Here is a 26,063-nt window from a genome sequence, read left to right as displayed (position 1 = left end):
CATGACGCAAATGACCCCGCAGGAAATCGTCCACGAGCTGGACAAACATATCGTTGGCCAAGCGCGGGCCAAGCGCGCCGTTGCCGTGGCGCTGCGCAACCGCTGGCGGCGCCAGCAGGTGGCCGAGCCGCTGCGCAGCGAAATCACGCCCAAGAATATCCTGATGATCGGCCCGACCGGTGTCGGCAAGACCGAGATCGCCCGGCGGCTGGCCCGTCTGGCCCAGGCGCCGTTCATCAAGGTCGAAGCGACCAAGTTCACCGAAGTCGGCTATGTCGGCCGTGATGTCGACGCCATCATCCGCGACCTGGTGGAAATCGCCATCAAGCAGACCCGCGACCTCGCCATGAAGCGGGTGCGCATGCTGGCCGAGGATGCGGCCGAGGAGCGGGTGCTCGATATCCTGCTGCCACCGCCGCGCAGCTTCGGCATCACGCCCGAGGCGCCCGAACCGAACGAGACACGGCAGAAATTCCGCAAGATGCTGCGCGAAGGCAAGTTCGACGATAAGGAAATCGAAGTCGAACTGGTCGATACCCCGATGCAGGCCGAAATCCTGGCACCACCCGGGATGGAAGAGCTGACCGGCCAGATCCAGTCGATGTTCCAGGGCATGGCGCAGAACCGCAAAAAGCCCAAGAAGCTCAAGGTGGTCGATGCGCTCAAGCTGCTGACCGAGGAAGAGGCCAGCAAGCTGATCAACCACGACGAACTCAAGGCCGAGGCACTGCAAGCGGTCGAGCAGCACGGCATCGTGTTTATCGATGAGATCGACAAGGTGACCAGCCGCTCCGACAGCCAGGGCGCCGATGTCTCGCGCCAGGGGGTGCAGCGCGATCTGCTGCCCTTGGTCGAAGGCACCACGGTCAGCACCAAATACGGCATGGTCAAGACCGACCATATCCTGTTTATCGCGTCGGGCGCCTTCCATCTGTCCAAGCCGTCCGACCTGATCCCCGAGTTGCAAGGCCGCTTTCCGATCCGGGTCGAGCTCGATTCGCTGTCGGTGGGCGATTTCGAACAGATTCTGACCGGCACCGATGCCTGCCTGACCCGCCAGTACGAAGCCCTGCTCGGTACCGAATCGGTCCGGCTCGACTTCACGCCCGAGGGCATCCGCCGCCTGGCCGAGATCGCCTTTGACGTCAACGAGCGCACCGAGAATATCGGCGCCCGTCGTCTCTATACGGTGATGGAAAAACTGCTCGAAGACGTGGCCTTCCATGCCAGCGCGGGCGATGTCCGCATCGATGCCGAGTTTGTCGATGACAAGCTGGCCGCCCTGGCCCATTCCGAGGATCTGGCCCGCTACGTTCTGTAAGCAGTCCCCGCCTCTCCCTGCAACAGGCCGCCTCTGCGGCCTGTTGTCTTTTCTGCGTTACGCGCGTTACAGCTGCTTGTCCGGCCGGTGGAAACGGTCGGCGTAGTATCGCCGGGGCTGGACCATTTCATACGCAAAAGAGGAGAGGTTGAATCATGCAGCGCCTGCCGGGGCTCGATTTATTACGTGCTGTCGCGATTGTCTGGGTCATGCTGTACCACGCCAGGGTGGCGGGTCTGGGCAAGACGATAGACAGCGTGTCGTTTTGGGGGTGGATGGGGGTCGATCTGTTTTTTGTCCTGAGCGGTTTTCTGATCGGCAGCCAGTTGTTCAAGCCGCTGGCCCAGGGCGAAAAACTGGCCTTGGGCGCCTTCTACCTGCGCCGCGCCCTGCGCATCCTGCCGGCCTATCTGGTGGTGGTGGCGCTGTACTTCAGTTGGCCACCTCTGCGCGAAACGCCGGAAATCCAGCCGCTCTGGCAATTCCTGACCTTTACCGAAAATCTGTTCATCGATTTCTTCCACCCCAAGGCGTTTTCCCATGTCTGGTCGCTGTGTGTGGAAGAGCATTTTTATCTGGTCGTACCGCTGCTGACCCTCTTGCTGATGCGCCGTCCCGCCTGGTGGAAGACCATGGCCTTGCTGCTGGGGCTGCTGATCGGCGGCATGCTGCTGCGCAGTGCCATCTGGCTCAACGGCTTGCAGCCACTGCTGGGCGTCGAGGAGGGCGTGGGAAATTTCTGGCAGCGCTATATGGAGTGGATCTACTACCCGACCTACACCCGACTCGACGGTCTGCTCGCCGGCGTCAGTCTGGCGCTGGTCGCCACCTTCCGGCCAAGCTGGTGGGCGGGCTGGCAACGGCGGGCCAATCTGCTGCTGGTCGCCGGGCTGGTGGCGATGTGGGGCGCCTTTGCGCTGTTTCAGGAACGCGAGAGTTTCGCCGCAACCGTGGCAGGTTTCCCCTTGCTGTCCCTGGGGCTTGGACTGATCGTGGCCTCGGCCGCCAGTCCGCAAAGCCTGCTGTCACGCTGGCAGGTTCCCGGCGCCGCATTGCTGGCCACCCTGGCCTACAGCCTTTATCTGACGCATAAGGCGGCTTACCGGCTGGTCCGCACCGAAATCGGCCCCTGGCTCAAGCTGCACGATGGCTACGCCGTGCTGTGTTACGGCGCGGCGGCTTTGCTCGCCGGGGTGCTGCTCTATCTGGCGGTGGAGCGCCCGGCATTACGCTGGCGTGACCGGCTCTGGGCCAGCAGGCGTGCCAATCTGGCACCGCAGGCTGGTTGAGCATTTAGTTCGATTCTTGTCAGTCAGGTCGTAAATCTCCGCAGAACCTTGGGTGCGTTAGCCGCAGAGTGGCCTGATGCACCCGGCCTCCGACCTCATCATGTCTTGGAGGGTCCACAGAACGTCGCAATTGCCCATGGCCCTGTTCACTCTGCGATATGGGAGGCTCCGGACACCAAGTTAAAAGCGAGCCGGCAAACCTTCTTGCTCATGCGCTCTGAAGTTCCCTCCACCACCACTCCAGCTGACTCCCTCCTCGTCCCTTTGAGGGCAGGACACACTGACTAATTGACTGGAAATGGTCCAGCGACAAGCCAAAACACCCTTTGCCCCAGTCACCGGGTGCGCCGCTTGCTGCACCGCAACAGATTCATATCGATTGCCTGATCACAACGTCCCGCTCCTGCGCCCGTCAGGCTGGTCGTTGTGTGGTCGGGCGGTATTCAAACTTTGCAAAGGGAGCAGGCCATGGCAGAACCGGTGATTTTCGTATTCCAGGGCGGAGGGGCGCTCGGCGCGTTCGAATGCGGCGTCTACCGTGAGCTGGTGCCTTATCTGCAAGCGCGCGGCCATCGGATTGCCGCTCTGGCGGGTGCCTCGATCGGGGCCATCAACGCAGCCTATCTGTCGGTACGGCAGCAGGAAGCCGACTGGGGCGCCCAAGCGCTCGAAACCTTCTGGCGCGAGCAGTTGTCGACGCCGGCGCTGCCGTTCCTGCCGCCGCTGTCGCCCTATCTGGCACGCTGGAATGGTCTGCTGACCAATCTGCTGTCGGGCAATCCTCAGATGTTCTGTCCCAATTGGCCCGGTTGGCTACCGGCTTCCGAATCGGTGCGCTTCTTCCAGCCGCTGTACCGCACCGAACCGATGGCCAATCTGCTGGATCAGCATATCGGCCCGATTGGCCCCGTGCCGACCGAACAGCCTTTGCTGCTGGTGCGCACGGTCGATGTCGAGCGGCAGGCGACGCGCAGCTTCATCAACTGGCGCGACACCATCACCCCCAACCATCTGCGCGCCAGTGCCAGCCTGCCGATGCTGTTCCCGCCGGTCGAGATCGACGGCACCTACTACTGGGACGGTGCCTTCTGGCCGCAGACCGCGCTGCGCGAAGTGCTCAATGCCCTGCAACAGGAACGTCCGCCCGGAACGGCGCCGGAAAGCTACTGGCTGATCGTGGTGGATACCAGCGATACGCTGTCCCAGCAGATTCCGGTCAGCGCCCTGAAGTCGAGTTATCGGCTGCTGGGCATCATGTTCGGCAACCGGGCCGACTATGACGAAGCGGCGATTGCCATGGGCAACCGTTATATCGAGCTGGTCAACGATCTGACCGAAACGGCCATGGCACAGCCCGACCAGCCGTGGGCGCGGCGGATACTGGCCGAGGCGGCGCGGATCGAGCGGGAGAATCGCTGCCCGATCCGCTGCACCCGAATCCGTCGCACCAGCCTGCCGCACGAACATATCTCGCGCGACCTCGACTATTCACCCGACCGGATCGACCAGTTGATCGCCCAGGGTGCCGAAGCGGCGCGCGCCATCTTGCGGGAAGTGCAACATCACTAGCGCTACGGGTCCGGATGACGGCCGGGACAGGTCGATATGGCTCCCCAATGCCCATCCCGGCCAGTCTCCAGCGCTTGAGGCCGGGCAGGGTCTCCCCGACAATGCAGAATGCTGTGCCCGATCCCCGACCCCGAGCCTTTTGCTATGGACACCCTGGTTGTTCCCGCCCGTCATGACCTTCTACCGCCCTGGTTAAGCGCCACACGGTCCCACTGGGCGGCCGAGGCCATGGATTGGATTGCCCGCACGGGCCGCACCTGCGGCCTGGGGGAAGTCAGCAATGTGGCAGTCCTCAAGGAGCGGCCCTGGTCGGCCGTCTGGCGGGTCGATTTCGGCGGGCACGCGACCTATTTCAAAGCCTGTAGCCATAACGGCCGCCATGAGCCGGCATTGCTGCGCCATCTGCAAATCGAGTGGAGCGAATATCTGTCGCCGGTCCTGGCCAGTGACGACGCCCGTCATTGGCTGCTGCTGGCCGATGCCGGCCGCACCCTGCACGACACCGCCACCCCCGACACTTCGCTTGCCGCCTTGCTGCGGCTGTTACCGGTCTACGCCCGCTTGCAGCAGGGCACACTGGGACAGATTCCTGCACTGCTGACGCTCGCACTGCCCGATCGGCGCCTGTCGCATCTGCCGGCCCTGCTGGCCGGTTTACTTGAAGGAGACAGGGTGCGGCCGGGTCCAGCCATTGCCGACCCCACCGCGCTGCGCCAGGACATCGCCGCGCTATTGCCGGCATTCGAGCAGGTCTGCCTTTCCCTCAACGATTCGTCGTTTGCCGCCACACTCGACCATGGCGACTTCCATACCGGCAATGTGCTGGTCAAAGACGACGAATATCGGCTGTGTGACTGGGGCGATGCCTGTATCACCCATCCGTTTGCCTCGATGCTGGTAGCGCTGGAATTTGTCCTGCAAACCCTGCCGCCCGCAGCGCGCGGCAACGGCGGCCGGCAATTGCGCCATGCCTATCTGGCGGCCTGGCGCGATTGGGACGACGAAGCAAGGCTGCTATCGACCTTGCGGCAGATGCTGTGGGTCGGCCATGTGCTGCGGGCGCTTGATTTCGACTACATGCTGCAAGGCAGTGACCCGGTTTCGCTGCAACGTTGGGCTTATCTGATCCCGGCACGCTTGGCGCGCTGGGTGGCCCATTACCCACTGATCGAGGCCGAGGAGGAAACGCTTTACCGTTTTCTCGGTGAAGCGTAGTGCCGGTCGGTGAGGCAAGTCGGACGAACGGGTGAGCGCCAGGTTTTAGAGGTCGCCTGGCCGGGAAATCCATCGACTTGATGTCGATTCGCCTTGGCGTCCGGTGGGGCGTCACGGGCCCAAAGCCCTTACTGCTGTCGCTCGATCGTCAGTGAGGACGGAGGCAATGGTGCATCCATTACGCCGCTCTGCGGCTAATGCAGCCTACCAGACCGTTGATTCGGCCACCGAAGTGCTGGTGGAAGCTGACTGGCCGCTCAGCTTCTGAGCTTTATCGTCGCCGCACCTTGAGGTCCACGCCGCATGGGCTGGCCATGCGCTAGCCGCCATTGGCGATAGTTGCCTCGGCCACCAATCGCACCACGCCATCGCGGCCCAGTTCGTAGCGGTCGAAATCGCGGGCCAGCAGCAGATTGCCGCTGTATTCGGCCCGCGCTTCTTGCGCCAGTTCGGCCACGGTGGTCGGGCCTTCGTCCTGATAGCGCGGGCTGAAGTGGGTCATGATCAGATTGGGCAAGCCCGCCGCTGCCGCAAAGCGCGCCACGCGGGCGGCTGAGCTGTGCATCGGTCCGGGACCGATACGTTGCAAGGCTTCTTCGGTGTAAGTGGTTTCGTGCACCAGCAACTGGGCACCGCGACAGGCGTCAGCCAATAAGCCCGGATCGTCGTTGTCACCCCCCACCACCACGCGCCAGCACTCGCGGCGCTGTTCGACGAAATCGGCAGGCGCCAGTACCCGCCCGTCAGGCAGGGTCACGGTCTCGCCGGCCTGGAGACGTTTCCAGTCGGGACCGGGCGCCAAGCCGGCAGCGCGAAGTGCTTCGGCGCGCAGGCTGGCGTGCACCACCACCCGCTCGATGGCGTAGCCGTGGCTTTCCACCCGATGCGACAGCCGGTGAGCGCTCAGGGTGCAGCCGGACACTTCGGCGACGCTGACTTCGGCCACATCGCGGCATTCCAGCGGATAGGGCAGAAACAACTCGCTGCATTCGATCGTGGCATCGAGCCAGCGCAGCACCGCCTTGGGGGCCAGCAGCAACAGTGGCTCGCGCCGGCCGTTCATGGCGGCGCTGGCCAGCAGACCAGGCAGGCCGTAGCAGTGGTCGCCATGAACATGGGTAATACAGATTGCCGTCAGATCACGTACCGACAGCGGGGTATGCAACAGGCGATGCTGAGTGGCCTCGCCGCAATCGAACAACACCCAGTCACGCCCCTGGCCGGTCTGGATGGCCAATGCCGAGACGTTGCGGGTCTTGGTGGGAACGCCTGAGGACGTACCCAGAAAAGTCATCTTAAACATATAAAAAATTTTCCATTTTTATTGAATGCTGCTCTATATCTTGCACAGGATTTGCATATTTTATTCATATGCAAATCCTGCCGATCCGGCTCAGCGATCGAGTGCCGCCATATCACGCCGCCAGCGCCGCTTGATGGTGGCGTAGGTCTGGCGATCCTTCTTGGCCAGTTCACGGGCCCGCACCAGCGCAGCGGCCAGCACTTCCTCGCCTGCCACCGCCTCGTCGACCAGACCCAGCCGGGCCGCCTCGTCACCGCCGACTGGACGGCCGGTCATGGCCATTTCCCAACCGAGTTGCGGGTTGGGCAACAGGCGGATCACTTCGACCATCGTTTCGGTCAGCGGCAGTTTCAGATCGATTTCCGGGAAGCAGAACCAGCCCCGGTCACTGCGCATCACCCGGAAGTCGCAGGCCGAGGCCAGCAGTGCGCCACCGGCATAGGTATGACCGCCCAGCGCCGCCACCGTGGGCAGCTCGAACAGCGCCAGCCGGCGCAGCAGACGGTCAACGCGCGGCACGAATTCCTGCATCAGGAAGGGAATGCCACCGCTGCTTTCAATAAATTTCAGGTCGATGCCGTTCGACCAGAACTTGGGATCGGCGCTGGTGATCACCAGCGCGCCGTTGCCGGGTTCGGCGACGACCGTGTCGAGTGCAGCGTGCCATTGGGTCAGCACCTCGTCGTCGAGCCGGTTTTCGCCGTTGGCGAGGGTCAGGGTCCAGACCGCGCCGTCGCGATCGAGTTGAATTGCAGCCATACCACCTCCATATTTGAGCGTTCGGAACGGCATGGTAGCGCTCGGCCGGACCGGCTCTCAACCCACGACCCCCAGGAGGCAAGCATGAAACTGTATTTCTCGCCCGGCGCCTGTTCGCTCTCTCCGCATATCGTGTTACAGGAATCCGGTCTGCCGTTCACCCTCGAAAAAGTCGATCTGCGCACCCATCAGACCGCGGGCGGCACCGACTTCTATCAGATCAACCCCAAGGGCTATGTGCCGGCGCTCCAGCTCGACGACGGCCAGTTGCTCACCGAAGGTCCGGCCATCGTCCAGTATGTCGCCGACCTGGCACCCGACAAGAAAATCGCCCCGCCCAACGGCACCCTGGGCCGCGTCCGCTTGCAGGAATGGCTGGCCTTTATCGGCACCGAGATCCACAAGGGCTACAGCACGCTGTGGAACCGCGATGCCTCGGCCAGCGACAAGGACGCCGCCTGGAAGAAACTGAGCCAGCGCTACGACCTGGTCGAGAAGCAGCTCGCCGAGCAGGACTATCTGCTGGGCCAGTTCAGCGCCGCCGATGCCTATCTGTTCGTCTGCACCAACTGGGCCGGCATGCACCAGCGCTCGCTCGACAACTGGCCCAAGCTGCAAGCCTTCATGACACGGATGAAGGCGCGCCCGTCTGTCCAGGCCGCGCTCAAGGCCGAGGGCTTGCTGTAATCTCTTCAGCCAGGCGCTGCGGCAACCCTCTGTCACTGCCGTTTCCCACACCCACTTTACTCAAGCGCAGAAGCCGCCCACAGCGGCTTTTGCTTTTGCCGAAATGATCACGTCCCTGCTGCCCTACCACCCCAACGACCTCGCCCTCCACTTCGATGCCGGCACGCTGGAACGCGGCAGGGCCTACCATGCCCAGCAACGGGTCTCAGATATTGAATACGACACGGCACTACAAGCGCTCTTTGGCAGCGTCCAAGGCTCGGGGCATAAGACCTACCAGACCAGTGTGGAACTCGGGCGTGACCTGCGGGGCAATCTGTTCTGGGATTCGCAGTGCAACTGCCCGCTCGGTGGCGACTGCAAGCATGTCGTAGCGCTATTGCTGGCAGCCTATGAGCAAAGTCCCACAGAGCCACTACCGCCTGCGGCCAACATCCTGGACCGGGCCGATAACACTGGGCAGCACTGGCTGGAGCGTGTATCGAAAGCCCTGCTTGGCAATCATCAAAGCGAAGGCAACTATACGCTGGTCTATCTGCTGCAAGACGTGGCGCGTGGCACGCCACGGCTTGAGCTGGCCAAGGTGAAGAAACTCAAGAAAGGTGGCTATGGTGTGCCCCACCCGTTCCGTATCGAACGGCGCTGGCGCGAGGACGGCACCCTGACCGACTTCGATGAGAATCTGTTGGACGACTGCCTTGCCGTGCTTGGTGGCCACACCGGCTTCGAACTCGAAGGTCGCTATCGCACCCATCTGCTCGAACGCATGCTGGAGACCGGCCGCTGCTTTCTCGAGGTCGCCCAAGGCGAACCGCTTCGATGTGGCCCCCCCATCAGCGGACACTTCGAATGGGAAATAGACGATACCGGCTACCAGCGACTGCGCTTGCGGACGCCGTCCGCACCACAGGGCACGGTACTGGCACTGGACCCACCCCAACTGCTGTGCGAGGGTCATCTACACCCCATCAAGTGTGATCTGCCGGCCCAGGCGGTGCAGGCGCTGCTGGAAGCACCAGCGATTGCACCTGACAGCGTAGCGGACCTCCTGCCCAAGTTGCCCGCCTGCCTGCCAGCGCTGCAGCCGATCACTCAGGGCGAAGTGCGCCTTATCGCACCAATCCCCGTGTTGACGCTGATCAGCGAGCGACACGACTGGTATATCCCGTGGCTGCGTGAGCAATACTTGGTCGATCTGGCCGTGCTTGCTTTCGACTACGACGGCCTGCTGATCTTTCCGCAGGACCTGCGCACGCAACTGTCGCGTTGGCACTCGAACCGGCTCGATCAGATTCCGCGCCAGTTCGAGACCGAGAAAGCCCTGAGCGAGCAGTTACGGCAGACCGGGCTGCGTCCGTTGAGGGAATTGAAACTGGTACTGGCTCCCCAGCAGGATAATCTCTATACCCTGCCGCCTCTGCACTATGGTCAACCCAACCACAAAAAGACCGTCTGGCGTCATGACGTGCAGGCTTGGCGCCAGTTGACCCAGGAAGCGCTCCCCACCTTGAAGGCAGAGGGCTGGCGACTGCATGTCGCGCCTGATTTTCCCTATCCGCTACAGCTCGAACCCGAAGCCTGGCTGATTTCGCTCGATGAGCCCAGCGGCAACGATTGGTTCGGTATGCGGCTCGATATCGAAGTCGAGGGCGAGAAGGTGCCGCTTCAGCCGATCCTGCTCAAGCTGCTGCGGCAATACCCCGATCTGGCGCTGCTGAAGCAACAGAGCCACGTCCAGACTACGCTGGCCGACCAGCGCGTACTGCGTCTTCCGACCGCCCGCGTATTGCCCTTGCTGGAAACGTTGTTCGATTTATTCGAGCACGGCAGTGATGAACTCAAGCTGTCGTACTTCGACCTTGGCCGACTCGACGAACTGGCCGCGACACCGGGTCTATCTTGGCAGGGAGGCGATAAACTGCGCGAACTGGCGCACCGACTCGCCAATTTCCAGGGCCTGCTGCCAGTCGAACCGCCGCATAGTCTGCAAGCAACGCTGCGTCCCTACCAACTGCAGGGCCTGGCTTGGCTACAATTCCTGCGCGAATACGGTTTTGGCGGGGTGCTGGCCGACGATATGGGACTTGGCAAGACCATCCAGACCCTGGCCCATCTGCTCACAGAGAAGGAAGCCGGCCGACTCGACCAACCCAGTCTGATCGTGGCACCGACTAGCTTGGTCCATAACTGGCGCCGGGAAATCGAGCGTTTCACCCCGACCTTGAAGCTATTGGTGCTGCATGGCAGCAAACGCCAGCAGTCCTTTGCTCAGATCGAGCAAGCCGATCTGGTCATCACCACCTATCCCCTGCTGGCCCGCGATATCGAGCATTACCAGGACCGGCATTTCTACTATCTGGTACTCGATGAAGCGCAGCAGACCAAGAACAGCAAGAGCCTGGCGGCGCAGACGATACGCCGGATCGATGCACGCCACAGGCTGTGCCTCACCGGCACGCCCGTGGAAAACCATCTCGGTGAGCTATGGACACAGTTCGATTTTCTAATGCCGGGCTGGCTTGGCGACGAGCGCGAATTTCGTCGCCGCTGGCGCACCCCTATCGAGAAACAGGGCGATGCTGGGCATCGGGCGCGGCTGGCGCGCCGGATTGCGCCTTTCTTGCTGCGTCGGACCAAGGAACAGGTCGCCACGGAATTGCCAGCCAAGACCGAAACCATCCAATACCTCGATCTCGACCAGAGCCAGCGCGACCTCTATGAAACCGTTCGCCTCGCCATGGATGAAAAAGTGCGCCAGGCCGTGGCGGAACATGGGGTAGCACGCAGCCATATCCTGATTCTCGATGCGCTGCTCAAGTTGCGGCAAGTCTGCTGCGACCCGCGCCTGGTCAAGAGCAAAGGCAATAAATCGGCCTCTTCGGCCAAACTCAACGGTCTACTCGAGATGCTTGACGAGTTGATCACTGAAGGCCGGCGTGTCCTGCTGTTCTCGCAATTCACCTCCATGCTGGCGCTGATCGAGGAAGAGTTGGCACAGCGCAACATTCCCTATGTGTGCCTTACGGGTGATACCGAAGACCGCAATGCACCTGTTGAGCGCTTCCAACGCGGAGAGGTGCCACTGTTTCTGCTCAGTCTCAGGGCGGGGGGGGTTGGGCTCAATCTGACAGCGGCCGATACCGTGATCCATTACGACCCATGGTGGAATCCCGCTGTGGAAAACCAGGCCACCGACCGCGCCTATCGTATCGGGCAGGACAAGCCGGTATTTGTCTACAAGCTGGTGACGCGCGGAACGGTCGAGGAAAGGATCCTGACCCTGCAAGCGAAAAAAGCCGCACTTGCCGCAGGCGTGCTCGGCGACGAAGCAGCCGCACTAGCCGCCCTGACTGCCGAGGAGCTGGTGGGGCTGCTCGCGCCTGTCGAAGTCGAACCATAACAAGGCCGTAAAATCAGAAAGCCGGAAGGAGAGCACAAGCCGAACATCCTTATGGTTTCGCAGGCTTGCCCCCTTGCCGACAAGCATTGGCCGGTGGAAGCGTCTGAGATAACAGTTGGTCGATCTATCCTGATGGATCAACCTCACTTTGCAGGAAAGGATCAGCACCCCGGCTCCGACTACTCCAACCTGCCATAGACCGTTTTGACCACTCCGCCCAGCGAGCGGTATTCGATGCGATCCGCCTCGCTTGCCAGCACCACGCCGCGCTCGTAGAAGGCGCCGATGGGGTTGTGGTAGCGGATGGCCTGGTGCTTGGCCAGCTCGCCGGGGAATTTGCCGTGGTATTGCTGGAACAGCCGCTGGACTTCCTTCAGCAGGGTATCGACCTCCGCATAGAGCTTGTCGCTACGGTTGTCGCTCCAGTAGGTGGGCGCAACGGTCTCGCCTTCGATCGGTCTGGACGCGGCCTCAAACGCTTCTTCAAGGGGTCTTTGCCCATCAGGCTCGATCTTGAGCCGGAGTTGCAGCGTCACCTGTTTCAGCGACGGGTCGAACACCAGCGTCGGTGCCGCGCTGATCTCGCCCTGGACAGCCGATGAGCTGTTCTGCGCCTGGACCATGGCGGGAATGTGCTGCCGCAGCCATCGTTCGATATGTTTTTCCAGCGCCGCCGTGCCGACCTGGTCGAGCAGCGGCTTGATCGGTTTGAGCTGTTCGCTATCCTGGCCGGACCGGCTGATGGCGCTGACGATCAGCGTGCCGATCACCACCCCGGCGATACCTGCGCCGGCACTGGCGTTGACGTTTCTGGCCGCCATGGCGCCCGACTGTACGCTTGAGGCCACGGCCGCGCTGTCGTTACGAAAACCGCTGGCATTGGCCCGGGCGAATTGCAGCGATTCGACCTGAAGCGGCCATGGCTTGGCGGTGCCGTCGGTGGCGATGCCGTCGGCGCCGGCATTGGTGCTGAGCAGGCCCAAAGCCAGCAGTGTCAGCACCGATTTAAGGCGATATGAAGTCATCTTGCGTCGATTTCCCAGCTATTCACAGTGCGATACGAAAAACCGCCCGATGCCCGGGCGGTTTCTTGTGCCAGGCGTGGTCAGCCGCGATATGGCATCGCGTCAGCCCTTGGTCGTCAGTTCCCTGACGATATCGTTCACCACGGCATCGACGTTCTGGTAGACGGCGTTGGTGACATTGGGGAAGTTGGGGCTTTGGTCCCACGGATCGGCCACCGGCTGGGTACGGTCGAAGTTCTGATACCACTCCAGCGAGTTGTCCTTGAGATTGACGATCTGGGCCTCCACCATGAACTTCGCCGACGGTGCACCCAGCGGGATAAAGCCGTAGTAGGCGCGCACCGTACCGGCTGCCATCACCTTGAGCACCACGGCCTTGCCTGAATTCATCGAAGCCGCCAGCGGCCGGAAATCCTGTTTGGCAAAACCGGTGCCGGGTTTCTGATCCTTGAATTCCTGGAGCTTGCTCAGATCAAAGCCATTGACGATCGTCACCTGGCTGAAGCCCTTGGCCGCCAGACCGTCGTTGATCTTCTGCGCAACACGGTTGAATTCGCTGAGGTCGAGGCTATTGAGATGGGTTTCCAAAGGATTGGCCAGCGCCGAATTGATGGCGACATCGAGCAGACCCTGATTGCCCACCTTCATCGCCACGGCCTTGGGCAGCGTCGGCACCACGATGGCGACACCCTGGTCCTTGCCCTGCCAGAAAGCCGGCTTGACCGGCACCGGTTGCTGAATCGAAGCGCAGCCGCTCAGCAGCAGCATGCCGGCCGTTGCCGCCATCAACGCTAGTTTCTTGAACATCATGGGATGACTTTCTTTGCTCACATTTGAATAAGATTCGCCCCCGCGAGAGGGGGGTGAATCTTATAACCCAAATATTCACATTTACTAATTATTTCTCGCCAGCCGTACCGCCTTCACGACAAGACTGTGACAAGCAAAAACTCTACATTCCACTCATAAACAAATATTTGCGCATAGCATGACCAGACTATGCAGCATAGTCATGCGTAAATACGCAAAAAAAGACTTCTTCCCACCAATCCCAGACTCAACCTGGGCCAAACGTGCTCCCCGCCCGGGAACCTCATGCGTTCTCTACAGGCGGACGAACCGATCCTCGTGGCGCTCGAACTCTGCGCCAATCTCGGCCTCCAGCAGATCAACAAACGCATCGTCGCGGTTCAGCACGGCGCCCAGCGAGACATAGGCTACGTTTTGGTCGTCATCCATATAGGCCTGCGATTCATCGCCCGCCATGATCCGCCAGCCGCTGTCGTTGTCCTGCTCCGGCGCTTCGCGGTAGAGATAGCCGACCCTGGCGCCGTCTTGCAGAACACGCTTGGTGACATAGCAGCGCAGGAGATAGTGGTTGACCACATTGTCGTGGTCGTCGTGGTCGGTGTTGATGATATGAATATCGCGAAAGGCGATCGGGTCGCCTGGCTGAAGGTCCTTGATATACCGCGGCTGATTGTCGAGCCTGCCGCTGAAACCACCCTGCCCGTCAACCGATTCCACCAGGACCCACATCCGTTCGGCCCCTGGCGCCTCGGGGTCGTCGCTGTCGAAGCGGAAGATCAGCTTCACGACTTCACCAACGGCCACCTTGCTGATTACCTGACTCGACGGTTTGTAGAAGGTGTAGGGATAGTCCGCGGCAATCGCGGTGGCGTCCTCAAGGAACCAGGAGGGCATAGCTAATCCGAAGCGAGGGTTGTGTTGGCGCATGATACCTTGAGCCATCTGACCCTATTTCAGGTGGTTTTACCAATCGCCAGCACTGGTCTAGCTCAAGAGAAAACCCACCGTTGGTGGGTTTTCTTGTTCAGCCCTGCTTGATTGTCTTCAAAAGCAAGCAGACACAAATTAAATAATTACGCATAACAGTTGCCAGATATATAGCCATATTTAAAGGAAAATAAATATATCAGCTTAATTTCCTAATACTGTGGTCCACCCCAAACGGATGCCTCGACATTTAAATCCTCCTCCCCGCCACACAGCCGCATCAAAGACAGACTCGAATTCCGCCCATCGGCTCCGCGCTGTTCCGTTAGAAATGCAGCACTTCCCGTCAATTTCCTTGTTTATACCGAAGATTGGTGCAACCGGCTGAGACGTGTCGTTGGCCAGTCCCTTTTGCCTGACCGTACGACGGCCTGCTGGCCGTGCCGAGTCTTATAACGCCACCGCAAGCGGGCTGTATCGCCCGGTGGAACCCATGCAGCACCAAAGAAGAAGTGCCTACAAGGAGAAGGGATCATGAGCTTTCTGCAATTCAACGCCACCACCGTTTCACCTCCGCGCCACGCCCCGCAGCGCGGCTCGCTCGGCGCGGCGTTTTCGCGCTGGATACTGGCCAATCATGGGGCAGACTACCGTACCCGGGTCAGTGAGCAACGTCAGCGGGCCGCCTCGCTGCGGGCAAGGCATGGGCCGGTTGCCCATACCCTCGATCTGGAAGCGGAAACGCCCCAGGTCGGGATTGTCGGCGGTGGTTTCGCCGGGATGTTCGCCGGCTTGATTCTGCAATCGCTGGGGATCGAGTTCGAGCTGTTCGAGACCTCGGCCCGGGTCGGTGGGCGTATCCAGACCTGGTATTCGCGCGATTACGACCCGAACAATGTGAACCGCGCCGGCCTGTATGGCGAAGTGGGCGGGATGCGGCTGCCGCAGTTTTCCGAGGATATGCTGCCGGTCCAGCAACTGGCGCTGGCGGTCAATGCCGTGCTCGATCGCAATGGCCTGCACGACCAGAAGGTGTACTGGCGCAAGTTCTATTACGACTCGCCGCAGCAGCGGCTGCGTTACAACAATATGGCCAGCTTCACCACGGCCGGTCAGGCAGCGCTGGAGAGCTTCAATTTCGGCGTGGGCAAGGGCGGCGATGTGCCGCTGGTGTGGGTCACGCCGCGCCAGGACAGCAACGGCAACAGCTATCTGCCGATCAATATGGTGCTCGACCAGGTCAACGCGCCGTTCCTGTCGGCCATCAACCGCTCGTTTGCCGAAGGCTTCGAGCTGCTGATGCAGTTCGACCAGTATTCGATGTGGGATTACCTGACCACCCAGTTCCGGCTGGGTGATCTGGGCCAATACTACGATCCGGCCATGGGGGCCAAGAGTGATCTGCTGCCCTGGTCGGTGGCCAACTTCCTCGAAACAACCAATGTCGGCAGCGGGATGTACTCGGTCTCCTTTGTGGAAATGGTGATCGCCGTCTACGACTGGGGCGGCAGCAAAGACCCGTATCGGCCCGAGGACAACGGGATCTATATGCTGACGGTCGAACAGGGCATGCAGCGCTTCCCCGACGCCTGCAAGACGGTGCTCAATCTGGCCGATGCGGTGACAGTCGAGGAAGGGATCACCGCACAGATCCAGGTCGGCATGCTGCCCTCCCAGCCAGGCGGCCCCTACAGCTATAACCCGCCCAATCTGACCGCCGACGCCAAGCCGCCGCAGGCCACGGCGCAGTATGCGGATATCGAGCTATGTCAGGAGGTTTCCCCCGATCGCTATAAGGAGCGGGTCCATCTGCAACACGAGGTCACGGCGCTGCGGTACGACCCCAGTCTGCACAGTGGCCAGGGCGGTATGCGGATGACGGTGCGTCGCCAGGCAGACGGCAGCGAATTCGAGCGGGTCTATCCCTATGTGGTGACCACGCTGCCCAACGGCGCCTATCTCAACGGCCAGAACCGGGTAAACCTGCTCGAAGGCATTTCCTTCGAGAAGGCGCAGGCGATCCGCGAATGCAACTATATGGACTCGTTCAAGGCCTTCCTGACCTTCAAGCGCCAGTTCTGGACCGAGGTGGGTGAGCGGCAGGAGGGAGGCTATGGTGCAGCGGCGACCGACCGGCCCAACCGGCAGATCATCTACCCGTCCTATGGCTATGCGGCCGACCAGGGGGTATTGCAGGTGTATTGCTGGGCGCTCGATGCGCGCAAGCTGGGCGCCCTGAGCGATGAGGAACGCATTGCGGAATGCCTCAAGGGCATCCAGTACCTCTATCCCGATGTGGATATCTACGAGTGCTTCGCCGGCTACAACGATGGCGTCACCACCAAGACCTGGTTCTGGGACGAACATGCGGGCGGCGGCGCGTTTGCGCTGTTCAACCCGGGTCAGTTCAAGGAGCTTTATCCCACCTTGCTGATGCCCGAATTCAACGGCAGCCTCAACTTCGCCGGCGAATGTTGCTCGGTGCACCATGGCTGGATCGTCGGGGCGCTCGATTCGGCCTACAACGCGGTGCTCAATATCCTGCAACACGCTGGCGAAACCGAGAAGGTCAAGCAGATGCAGGCGACCTGGGGCACCTTCTCGGTACCCGATGTCGAAGGCGACCCGGCCACGGCCAGCGAGATGTCCTATGCCTACCTCTACAACGAGGTGGACCGCAATGCCGCCTCGATCCCGCCGGGCGGCACCAGCAGCATCTATGGCGACCAGCAGTATGTGTTCACCGGCCAGGTGCCGGCCTTCGTGGCCGATTACGACACGGTGCCGCAATCGATGAAGTCCACCAACCAGGACAAGCAGGTGCTGGCCATGCTCAACGCGACCTGGAACGACAATGTCGCCCAGCGCGCCAAGCTGCCGACCAAGCCGGTCAATACCGATACGGCGGTGACGATGCTGGAGAGCATCTACTACGGCAATAACTTCCAGACGATTCCGGCACCCAAGTTCTGGCTCAAGGACGACGACGAATTCGCCCGCCAGCAGTTGGCAGGCTTTATGCCGACGCTGCTGGAGAAGATCTCTGTGCCGGAACTCGACCGGCTGATTTCCGAAGCCGGCATCAGCGACCCGCAGCGGCTCGGGCCGATGGCCTCGGTGCAGTATGTGGCCAACTACCGGCGCTATCTGGAAGCCTGCACGGTGACGCCGGTGGGTTACTACCTGGCCAAGCCGCTGGTCTTCTTTACCGTCAACAGCAATAAGGAGCTGATGCCGGTCGGCATTCAACTCGAGCGCGGCGGCGAGCTGTTCACGCCCGATATGCCCAATGCCGACAATGCCTGGCTGCTGGCCAAGATGCAGACCAACTGTGCAGGCCAGTCGCTCCACGACGTGGGCTTCCATCAACTGCTGACCCACCAGATCTGCGCCATGGTGTCGATCGCGCTGTTCTCGGAAGAGGTGTTCAACCCAGCCACCGTGCCTCATTCCAAGGAGCCGTTCCAGCAGCATCCGGTGTTCAAGCTGCTACAGCCGCATGTGGTGAAGACGGTGGAATTCCAGCAGACCATCTACAACCGCGACTACAACCCCTATGCCGAGTCCTTCCCCGCCACCCGGGTGGCCAACGGTGCGCCCGGCGTCTACAACATCGGCTTTATCTACGACCTGATCTTCTCCTGCGGCCGGATCGGCAACTATCAGTTGCAGGACAAGATGTACTACGACCAGGATCGCTTCCGCTTCCTCGATCTGGCCATCCCGCTCGATGCCAAGCGGCGCGGGGTCGAGCAGACGCCGTTCTCCTATGCCTACCTCCACGATGCCAGCCTGTGGTATGAGGCCATCTCGCGCTTTGTCGGCAATTTCATCGCCATCCAGTATCCCGGCGGCGATCAGGCGATTGCGGCCGATATTCAGCTCCAGCGCTTCTTCAACAAGCTGATCCCGGCCTTCAACCATGTCGATGGCACGACGGTGGCCCATCGCTTCCCCGCTGAAGTGAAGACCGTGCCGGTACTGCATGAGGTGCTGACGATGTTTATCTGGCAGTTCTCGGTCCAGCACACGGTGATCAACGACGGCGCTTACAACCAGGCCGCCTTTGTGCCCAATGCCTCGACGCTGATGTATCCGCTGCCGACCAAGCCGTCGTCGCAGTGGGCGCCGGCCGATATACTGGCCTGTCTGCCTTCACAGACGGCGACCTACCCGGCGATCGGCAACATGAACTTCATGGATGTGCAGATCAACGCCTCGGTAACGGGCCAGGGCCCCTACCCCGAGACGGTGCTGGGCCGTGGCGTGCTGGAGCCTTCGGTCGATGTCCTGCAAGACAGCTACGGCTTTGTTGACCCGGCCCTGCGCAATGCGGTCTTCGCCTATTACCAGGACGTGGTGAAGATCGGCGAAGCCATCGCCTTGCGTCAGGCCAGGGATACGGCCAACTATCTGCAATCGCATCCGACTGCAACGGCGATCCCGGCCACGGTGGTGTTTGATCTGATCACACCGAACAATGTGATGAATACGATCCAGACATGATCGGGCTGGACTGGTAGGAACGACGGGGCGCTGCGATGGCGCCCCGTTTTTGTTTGTTCAGGTGAAGGCCAGCGCAGCTTGTGGCCACCTCGTCAGGGGGTAGTGACACTGGACACGGTGGACGAGCCGGACGTCGCGCTTTCACAGGCTGTCCGAGAGTGAGTCGGGGCCGACTCCGATACTGAGCGAGTACCACTGCCACATAGAGTGCCTACGCACCATTTTTTCAGTTCTCGCAACGCTGTCCGGAAACCCAGTCTATTCAACGTCCTGCTGCACTGCACCGCTGCGCGGCAGTGGGCCGAGGGAATTGAAACAGGTTCGGCTGTGGCGTTAAGGCTTGGCCAACAGCGCCCCGTACAAGGCCGTCAGTTGCTCCGCCATCGCCGCAGGCGAATAGGGCAGGATGGTTTGCCGCGCCGGCTCGCTGAATCGGTCCCAGTCGCGGCTGCTCGGACGGGCACGGATGAGGTCGGCAAAGCCCGCTGCATCGAGCGCATCGCGGACAAAGCCGTTCTGGCCTTCCAGCACAAACTCCGCCGCGCCCGACTTGGTGCTGGTCAGCACCGCCAGGCCACAGGCGAAGGCTTCCAGCGCCACATTGGGGAACGGGTCGTACAGCGTCGGCAGAAACAGCGCATCCGCCGCGCCATACCAATCGATCACCTGCTTCTGTGCGCCGGCGAAATGGACCCGTCCGGCCACGCCCAACCTGGCCGCCAACGCTTGATAGCGCGCGGCCTTCTTGTCGTGGCCGACCACCAGCAGACGGGTATCGCCGCCGGCCAGCGCCAGGGCATGCAGGCAGGTGGCCACGCCTTTGCGCTCGAAACCGGAGCCGACGTAGACCAGGGTGGCGGTATCCGGCCCGATGCCCAGTGCCGAGCGCAGTGCCTGTCGGCGTTCACGAGCGCGATCGGGATGAAAGGTCTCGGCATCGATGCCGCTGTAGATCACATGGAGACGCGCTGGATCGAAATCGAACCATTCGCAGATCTCGTCGCGCACCATTTTGGAATTGCAGATCACTGCGCGCAGCCGGGGGCTCTGGAACATCCGCCGTTCGGCGAAGGCCGCGTAGTAGTGATAGGGGTTGAAGCGCTGCGACAGGCGCTGCCAGCCGCTCAGTGCCCGGCCGCGCTGGCGCAGCCATTCGCGGTGGACACCGTCGCCGGCGCGGTACAGGTCGCAATGGGGCAGCCGTTCGTGCGACTGGACCAGATCAAAGCCGGCCCCTTGCAGCGCCCGGCCGACGCCATTGGCAAAGCCCCAGTCGCGCCAGACCGAACCGAGATAGAACGGATCGACCTTGAGATGGCGGTAGCCCGCGTGTTCTTCCCAGCGCCGGGTCACCAGGGTGATGTCGACTTCACCGGCCAAGGCTGCGATCGCGCGCGAGACAAAACGCTCGGCACCACCAGCTGGATTGTATTTCTGTCTGATGATGGCTATACGTGGCGCACTCATTTGGCAGGTTCCAATAATTCCTGCGCAGCCCCCCACACCCGGTCCAAGGTGATCGCCTCCAGGCATTCGCTGCGCTTACCGCCGCCACAGCCATCGCGATAGCACGGGCGGCAGGGATGGTCCGAGGTCAACAAGCGATGCTCGACCTGCCACGGTCCCCATTCGATTTCACCCGATGGGCCAAACAGCGCCAGAGTGGGCGTCTGCATCGCCGCCGCGATATGCATCGGTGCCGAATCGACCCCGACGAACAGCCGGGCGCGGCCGATCAGGGCGCCCAACTGCTTGAGCGTCAACTGGCCTTGCAGCACCACGGGCGGCGTGGGCAGGGCGGCGACGATGGCTTCGATCATCTTCGCTTCGACCTTGTCCGGGGCGCCGGTGACGACCACCGGCCAGCCAGCGTTCTGCAAGCGCTCGATCAGCGCGCTGAATTGGGCGGCGGGCCAGCACTTGAACATCCAGCGCGAGCCGGGATGGACCACCACGAAAGGCCGTCCCTGGAGGCCATGGCGGGCCAGTAGCGTTTCCACTACTGCATCGGCCTCGACCCCCGGCACCATCGCCAGCCGCCGCTCTGCCTCGGGGAAGATGCCCAGGCGGCGCAGCGCGTCGAGATGGCGTTCCACCGTATGGCGGCGGTTGTCGTAGATCAGCGGGTAGCGGTGGCTGAAGCTGCGGGCGAAGAATTTGCCGTAGTCGCCGGCTGGCGCCACCGACCAGCGCGGCTTGATCAGCCGGGTCAGCCAGGCGCCGCGCCGATGTTCGGTCAGATGCACCACCAGATCGTAGCGGCGCCGCTGCAACTCGCGCAGCAGCCGCCATTCATGGCCAAGCTGGGTCAGCGGACCCAGCTTCTTCCATTGGCGGTCGATGGTGTGGAGCCGGCTGAGCGCCGGATGGTCGGCCAGCATATCGCGGGTATCGCGGTAGACCAGGGCGTCGATCTCACAATGCGGCGCGGCCGATTTGAGCGCCGCCAGGGCCGGGCCGGACAGCAGCACATCGCCATGATGGCGCAGCTTGATAAACAGGGCGCGCCGTACCTGATCGAGCGGTACGGCGTCCGGGGGGGCGATGACAAACATCAGGTATTCAGTTCGGCCAGCAGTTCACGCACACGCCCGGCGTCTTCCGCCTTGAGCAGCTTGGTCGCCAGCGACGTGGTCTGTTGAAGATGGGTGGTCAGCACCACCTGCTTGACGTTGAGCAGTTGGGCCAGATGCATCGAGAAGCGGCGCAGCCCCAGCGCCAGCAGCAGGCGGGTGAGTTTCGGGTCGCCGGCCATTTCCCCGCAGATCGACACCGGCTTATTGGCCTTGTCGGCCGCCCGGATCACCCCGGCGATCAGTTGCAGCACGGCCGGGTGGAGCGCGTCGTACAGATGGGACACGCTGTCGTCACCGCGGTCGACCGCCAGCGTGTACTGGATCAGGTCGTTGGTGCCGATCGACACGAAATCGAGCCGTTTCAGAAAATGCGACACGGTCAGCGCTGCGCCCGGCACTTCGATCATGCCGCCGATCAGGATGTCTTCGGCATAGGGAATGCCGTCGTCAGCCAGGCTGAGCCGCGCCTGCTCCAGATGGAACAGCGTCTGTTCGACTTCGGCCAGACACGACAGCATCGGAATCATCAGCCGCAGCGGCCCATAGCGGCCGGCGCGCAGCAGGGCGCGCAATTGGGTGCGGAACAGCATCGGCTCGGCCAGGCACAGCCGCACGCCGGTGAGACTCAGCGCCGGGTTGGGACTGTCGGTGTCATCGGCCCAGCGGGGCATCTTGTCGCGGCCAAGGTCGACCGTGCGAATCGTCACCGGCAGACCCTGCATGCCTTCGAGCACCTGCTTGTAAGCCTGGAACTGTTCTTCCTCGTCGGGCAGGTCGTCGCGGCCAAGAAACAGGAATTCCGAACGATAGAGGCCAACCCCGGCCGCACCGTTGTTGCGCACCAGATCGAGATCGGTGGCCACCTCGATATTGGCCATCAGTTCGATGGGCGTACCGTCGCGGGTCTCGGCCACCGTGCTGCGCAGACCTTGCAGACGGCGTTTTTCCTGGGTGAAGGCCGATAGCCGTGCCCTGTAGTCGGCCAGGATGGTGGCGTCGGGGTCGATCACCACCACGCCGGCGCTGCCGTCAACGATAACGGTCTCGCCTTCGCGGATCAGCTGACGGGCATGGTGCAATGCCAGCACCGAAGGAATATCGAGGCTGCGCGCCAGAATGGCGGTATGCGAAGTCGGCCCGCCCACATCGGTCAGGAAGGCGGCGAAATCGGCCTCCTTGAAGGTGACCATATCGGCAGGGCTGAGGTCGTGCGCCACCAGGATGCACTGATGGCTGTCCTCGGGCGGCTGATAACGGCTGCCCGGGCGGCCGTCGAGCGTCTTGAAGATGCGCTCCATCACCTGGATCACATCGGCGCGCCGCTCGCGCAGATATTCCTCTTCGATTTCGTCGAATTGTTCGAGCAGGCGGTCCTGCTGCAACTTGAGCGCCCATTCGGCGTTGCAGCGCTTGCTGGCAATGATGTCGCGCGGTTCGCGCGAGATGGTGTGGTCGTTGAGCAGCATCACATGGAGACTGAGAAACGCGCCCAGTTCGGTCGGCGCGTTGTCGGGAATGCTGCCCCACAGTTGTTCGAGTTCCTTGCGGGTGGTACGGATGGCGGCGTCGAAGCGGGCGATCTCGGCGGCGACCTGCGCCTCGTCGATCTCGTAATGCGCCACTTCGAGATCGGTGTGGCTGACAAGATGGGCGCGGCCGATGGCGATTCCGCCGCCTATGCCTATCCCGTGCAGGGTGATGGCCATACTGTCGCTCCTTGATGACGCCGCTTATTCCGACTCGTCGAACCGATTGGCGATCAACTCGGTAATCGCCGCCAGCGCGGCTTCCTCGTCGTCGCCGTTGGTTTCGACGGTGATCCGGCTGCCCTTGGCGGCGGCCAGCATCATCACGCCCATGATGCTCTTGGCGTTGACGCGCTTACCTTGGCGCGACAGCCAGACCTCGCATTTGAAACGACTGGCCAACTGGGTCAGTTTGCTCGAGGCCCGGGCATGGAGCCCGAGTTTGTTGATGATGTCGACTTCACGTTGTTGCATGGGGGTGATCCACGACAAAGAGGGTCAGGGCGATCAGTCGAGACCGCGTTCGCGCGCCACTGGCGGCAACATATACATCACTCCTTCCAACCCGCCGGTGATCGCCTTGCTGACCACCACTTCGAGCGGTTCGTGGCTGTAGGACAGCGCACGCACCAGCATCGGCAGATTGATCCCGGCGCAGGCTTCGATCCGGCCCGGCTCGATCATCCGGTAGGCGATATTGGACGGGGTGCCGCCGTAGATATCGGTCAGCACCAGCACGCCCGCGCCGTCATCGAGCGCCTGGACGAATTCGCGCGCCCGGGCCAGCAAGATATCCGGATCGTCCTGGCGGTTGACCGCCAGATGCCGCAGTTGCGGCAGCGGCCGGCCCAGTACATGAGCGGCGCATTCCGCCAGGCTCTCGCCCAGTCCGTAATGCGTCAGCAACAAAAATCCCACCATGGTCGGAACTCGATTGTTTTTACGATGCAGGGTTGCACCGGATTCTAACAGGCCGAACGGCGCTACGCGCTGTCAAACCGCCTAGAGGCCCCGTTATGCGATAAATATAAAAAATTCTGCAAACGACCCACCTGACAAGCGGTTATCTCGCAGAAATCAGAATGGAGAGCACCGGTATCTGGCTTGCTGCATCGCAAAAGCGGAGACCGCTACAGATAACCTGAAACCAACCGGCTTGTCATCCGCCGGGCAGCGGTGCCGCCAGCAAGAAACCCTGGCTTTCATAAGAAAATTTTCTTTTATTTCTATACATGGCCGCCCATCTTGTAAATATTTTGCATAATATTTTCCTAAGAAGAAATGACCGCCATCAGGGCGTCGCATCGAAGACGCCTGGCGTGGCAAGGAGAAAACAATGGCGAAGCGACAAGGACTATGGCTGGCTGCACTGCTGATACTGCTCGGTGTGGCCCAGGCCGACAATCTGGCGCTCGGGCGGCCGGTCCTGGCCAGCAGCGCCGCCCCCGACGCACCAGGCTCGCTGCTGGTCGATGGCCGGCTCGACACGGCCTGGAATGCCGGCGATTACGCGCCGGCCACGGTGGAGATCGATCTGGGTGCGCCCTATTACGTCGATGAGGTCAGGCTCCATGTGCGGCAGACACCCGATGGGCTGAGCGAACACCGTATCTGGCTGGGCGACGCAGCCGGGCAATACCGGCTTGGCCGCCATTTCGGCCAGTACACCGCCGATGGCGATCTGTTGCGCTTTGCTGCCGGACAGAGCGGCGTACGCTATATCAAGGTCGAAACACTGGGGTCGAATTCCTGGGTGTCCTGGCGCGAGATCGAAGTCGAAGGCCAGGCCAGCCCGTTTGCCGAAATGGCCAAGGCGCCGATCGACCCGCTCGATCTGACCCAGCAGCCGACCGACCCGGGCTGGAGCCAGTATTCGCCCTGGGTCATGCACCAGCCGGGCTGGGCCAGCTACCTGATCTACTACTGCAAGAATGCCGTCATCGATGGCAAGGACGGCGACGCTGTCTGGCGCACCGAGAGCTACAGCGGCGGCTGGGGCGAGTGGATCAACGATCAGGTGGTGGTGCGCGGCACGGAAATCGACGCGCCCGACGACCTGTCCTGCTCGCCGGGCGTGGTGATCGACGGCAACGGCGTCTGGCATATGTACTACGTGGTCAGCCCGCGCACCGCCCCGCTCGACCATCTGCGCCTCTACCACGCCACCGCCGCGGCGCCGGGCCTCGTCTGGCACAAGCACGGCGAGATCGTGCTGCCCGACCGCGCCAGCCTTGACTATATCGAGACCCCCAGCCCGTTCTACCTCAATGGCCGCATCGTGCTCTATTACGTCGGCACGGGACAGACGCTGTACCGCGCAGAGAGCGAGGACGGCCACCATTTCTCGGCCCCGCAGCCGGTACCGACGCCGCGACCGGTCTCGCACGGCCGGGTCAGCCGCGATGAGGCGGGCGCGTGGTACTACAGCTATTCGACCCATCCGGACGACGTCTACCTGCCACCCAGCGCCATCTATCTGGCGAGTTCCAACGACGGACTGGCTTTCCACGACGAGCGGCCGCTGTTTTCGGCCTTTGGCGGCGAATGGGACAGCATCGCCATCTGGTCGCCGATGCTGTGGCATAACACGAGCGGATTCCGGCTCTATTACGCCGGCAGCAAGATTCCTGACGGGGTCTGGTGGGGCGAGGGAAGCATCCTGGGTGTCCGCGATTTCGCCCGCTTGCCGGCCGCGGCACCGAAGCAGGGTCTACAGGAGACATTGCCACCGTCTTATCGATAAGTGCTGCGATGGGCACGCGGCTTGCCAGAGTTTTGTCATCGTCGTGACGAAGTCGGAGAAAAGTCATATGGCACAAGCGCTGGTTTCCGATGCCTTATGGTCGCGTATCGAACCGCTGATCCCGATCGTGCCTCGGTCGCCCCACGGCGGCCGGCCACGTGTGCCGGACCGGGCGGCGCTGACCGGCATCTTATTTGTATTGAAGACCGGGATTCCCTGGGAAGACCTGCCGCAGGAAATGGGTTGTGGCAGCGGAATGACCTGCTGGCGCCGTTTGCGCGACTGGCAGCGCAATGGGGTATGGGCGCGTCTGCAATTGCATTTTGTCGATCAATTGCGCCATTGCGACCAGATCAACTGGGAACGGGCCCGCTTTGACCTGAACCGACCGCCGCCCCCGCCGGTAC

General features: G+C 62.0%; 18 protein-coding genes and 1 pseudogene. 9 read left to right on the top strand and 10 right to left on the bottom strand.

Going from position 1 to position 26,063, the window contains the following annotated elements:
• Position 1: 1 nt before the first annotated feature.
• From hslU to ACFOW7_RS14265, 4 genes are all read left to right on the top strand, one after another.
• Positions 2 to 1,321 (top strand): ATP-dependent protease ATPase subunit HslU, encoded by a 1,320-nt coding sequence (gene hslU, locus ACFOW7_RS14280; protein WP_378165414.1) that lies wholly within the window; start codon positions 2 to 4, stop codon positions 1,319 to 1,321.
• A gap of 155 nt (positions 1,322 to 1,476) precedes the next feature.
• Positions 1,477 to 2,610, top strand: a complete 1,134-nt coding sequence (locus ACFOW7_RS14275; protein ID WP_378165413.1) for an acyltransferase family protein — start codon at positions 1,477 to 1,479, stop codon at positions 2,608 to 2,610.
• A 468-nt stretch (positions 2,611 to 3,078) separates the two neighbouring features.
• The gene (locus ACFOW7_RS14270) at positions 3,079 to 4,179 is read left to right on the top strand and encodes a patatin-like phospholipase family protein (protein WP_378165412.1); all 1,101 of its coding nucleotides are present in this window, start codon (positions 3,079 to 3,081) and stop codon (positions 4,177 to 4,179) included.
• 228 nt (positions 4,180 to 4,407) lie between these two features.
• On the top strand, positions 4,408 to 5,394 hold the full coding sequence (locus ACFOW7_RS14265) for a phosphotransferase (RefSeq protein ID WP_378165410.1): 987 nt from the start codon (positions 4,408 to 4,410) through the stop codon (positions 5,392 to 5,394).
• Between the two features lie 319 nt (positions 5,395 to 5,713).
• Here the strand turns inward: ACFOW7_RS14265 and ACFOW7_RS14260 are convergent, their stop codons facing one another.
• Positions 5,714 to 6,697, bottom strand: coding sequence for a ribonuclease Z (locus ACFOW7_RS14260; RefSeq protein WP_378165408.1), 984 nt, complete (start codon positions 6,695 to 6,697; stop codon positions 5,714 to 5,716).
• A 90-nt stretch (positions 6,698 to 6,787) separates the two neighbouring features.
• Positions 6,788 to 7,456: an enoyl-CoA hydratase/isomerase family protein gene (locus ACFOW7_RS14255; RefSeq protein ID WP_378165405.1), complete on the bottom strand. Its 669-nt coding sequence runs from the start codon at positions 7,454 to 7,456 to the stop codon at positions 6,788 to 6,790.
• Positions 7,457 to 7,540: 84 nt separating this feature from the next.
• Here ACFOW7_RS14255 and gstA point away from each other — a divergent pair, with 84 nt between their 5' ends.
• Positions 7,541 to 8,143, top strand: coding sequence for a glutathione transferase GstA (gene gstA, locus ACFOW7_RS14250; RefSeq protein ID WP_378165403.1), 603 nt, complete (start codon positions 7,541 to 7,543; stop codon positions 8,141 to 8,143).
• 103 nt (positions 8,144 to 8,246) lie between these two features.
• Positions 8,247 to 11,543, top strand: coding sequence for a DEAD/DEAH box helicase (locus ACFOW7_RS14245; protein WP_378165401.1), 3,297 nt, complete (start codon positions 8,247 to 8,249; stop codon positions 11,541 to 11,543).
• Between the two features lie 179 nt (positions 11,544 to 11,722).
• Here the strand turns inward: ACFOW7_RS14245 and ACFOW7_RS14240 are convergent, their stop codons facing one another.
• From ACFOW7_RS14240 to ACFOW7_RS14230, 3 genes are all read right to left on the bottom strand, one after another.
• Positions 11,723 to 12,568: a hypothetical protein gene (locus ACFOW7_RS14240; protein WP_378165399.1), complete on the bottom strand. Its 846-nt coding sequence runs from the start codon at positions 12,566 to 12,568 to the stop codon at positions 11,723 to 11,725.
• Between the two features lie 102 nt (positions 12,569 to 12,670).
• Positions 12,671 to 13,378, bottom strand: coding sequence for a hypothetical protein (locus ACFOW7_RS14235; RefSeq protein ID WP_378165396.1), 708 nt, complete (start codon positions 13,376 to 13,378; stop codon positions 12,671 to 12,673).
• Between the two features lie 294 nt (positions 13,379 to 13,672).
• Positions 13,673 to 14,272, bottom strand: a complete 600-nt coding sequence (locus ACFOW7_RS14230; protein WP_378165394.1) for an immunity protein Imm33 domain-containing protein — start codon at positions 14,270 to 14,272, stop codon at positions 13,673 to 13,675.
• A 567-nt stretch (positions 14,273 to 14,839) separates the two neighbouring features.
• Here ACFOW7_RS14230 and ACFOW7_RS14225 point away from each other — a divergent pair.
• Positions 14,840 to 18,811: an FAD-dependent oxidoreductase gene (locus ACFOW7_RS14225; RefSeq protein WP_378165392.1), complete on the top strand. Its 3,972-nt coding sequence runs from the start codon at positions 14,840 to 14,842 to the stop codon at positions 18,809 to 18,811.
• 333 nt (positions 18,812 to 19,144) lie between these two features.
• Here the strand turns inward: ACFOW7_RS14225 and ACFOW7_RS14220 are convergent, their stop codons facing one another.
• Genes ACFOW7_RS14220 through ACFOW7_RS14200 form a run of 5 tightly spaced genes read right to left on the bottom strand, consistent with a single transcriptional unit; the run spans position 19,145 to position 23,834 of the window.
• Positions 19,145 to 20,278 (bottom strand): glycosyltransferase family 4 protein, encoded by a 1,134-nt coding sequence (locus ACFOW7_RS14220; protein WP_378165390.1) that lies wholly within the window; start codon positions 20,276 to 20,278, stop codon positions 19,145 to 19,147.
• Positions 20,275 to 21,366 carry a putative lipopolysaccharide heptosyltransferase III gene (gene rfaQ, locus ACFOW7_RS14215; RefSeq protein ID WP_378165387.1) on the bottom strand — a complete coding sequence of 364 codons (1,092 nt, stop codon included), beginning with the start codon at positions 21,364 to 21,366 and terminating at the stop codon, positions 20,275 to 20,277. Before rfaQ ends, ACFOW7_RS14220 begins: the two co-directional genes overlap by 4 nt.
• Positions 21,366 to 23,093 (bottom strand): phosphoenolpyruvate--protein phosphotransferase, encoded by a 1,728-nt coding sequence (gene ptsP / locus ACFOW7_RS14210; RefSeq protein WP_378165385.1) that lies wholly within the window; start codon positions 23,091 to 23,093, stop codon positions 21,366 to 21,368. Before ptsP ends, rfaQ begins: the two co-directional genes overlap by 1 nt.
• A gap of 24 nt (positions 23,094 to 23,117) precedes the next feature.
• Entirely contained in the window at positions 23,118 to 23,387 is a 270-nt protein-coding gene (locus tag ACFOW7_RS14205; protein ID WP_378165383.1) for an HPr family phosphocarrier protein, read from the bottom strand.
• A 33-nt stretch (positions 23,388 to 23,420) separates the two neighbouring features.
• Complete coding sequence (locus ACFOW7_RS14200; protein ID WP_378165381.1) at positions 23,421 to 23,834, bottom strand: PTS sugar transporter subunit IIA; 414 nt, start codon at positions 23,832 to 23,834, stop codon at positions 23,421 to 23,423.
• A gap of 415 nt (positions 23,835 to 24,249) precedes the next feature.
• Here ACFOW7_RS14200 and ACFOW7_RS14195 point away from each other — a divergent pair, with 415 nt between their 5' ends.
• Together ACFOW7_RS14195 and ACFOW7_RS14190 are read left to right on the top strand one after the other, a co-directional pair.
• Entirely contained in the window at positions 24,250 to 25,656 is a 1,407-nt protein-coding gene (locus tag ACFOW7_RS14195; RefSeq protein WP_378165379.1) for a discoidin domain-containing protein, read from the top strand.
• A 67-nt stretch (positions 25,657 to 25,723) separates the two neighbouring features.
• A pseudogene (locus ACFOW7_RS14190) lies at positions 25,724 to 26,035 on the top strand (transposase); the annotation flags it as partial.
• Between the last annotated feature and the right edge of the window lie 28 nt (positions 26,036 to 26,063).

It is taken from the genome of Chitinimonas lacunae (assembly GCF_042650885.1).
GTDB classification, from domain to species: Bacteria; Pseudomonadota; Gammaproteobacteria; order Burkholderiales; family Chitinimonadaceae; genus Chitinimonas_A; species Chitinimonas_A lacunae.
This window is presented reverse-complemented; position numbering and strand designations above follow the sequence as displayed.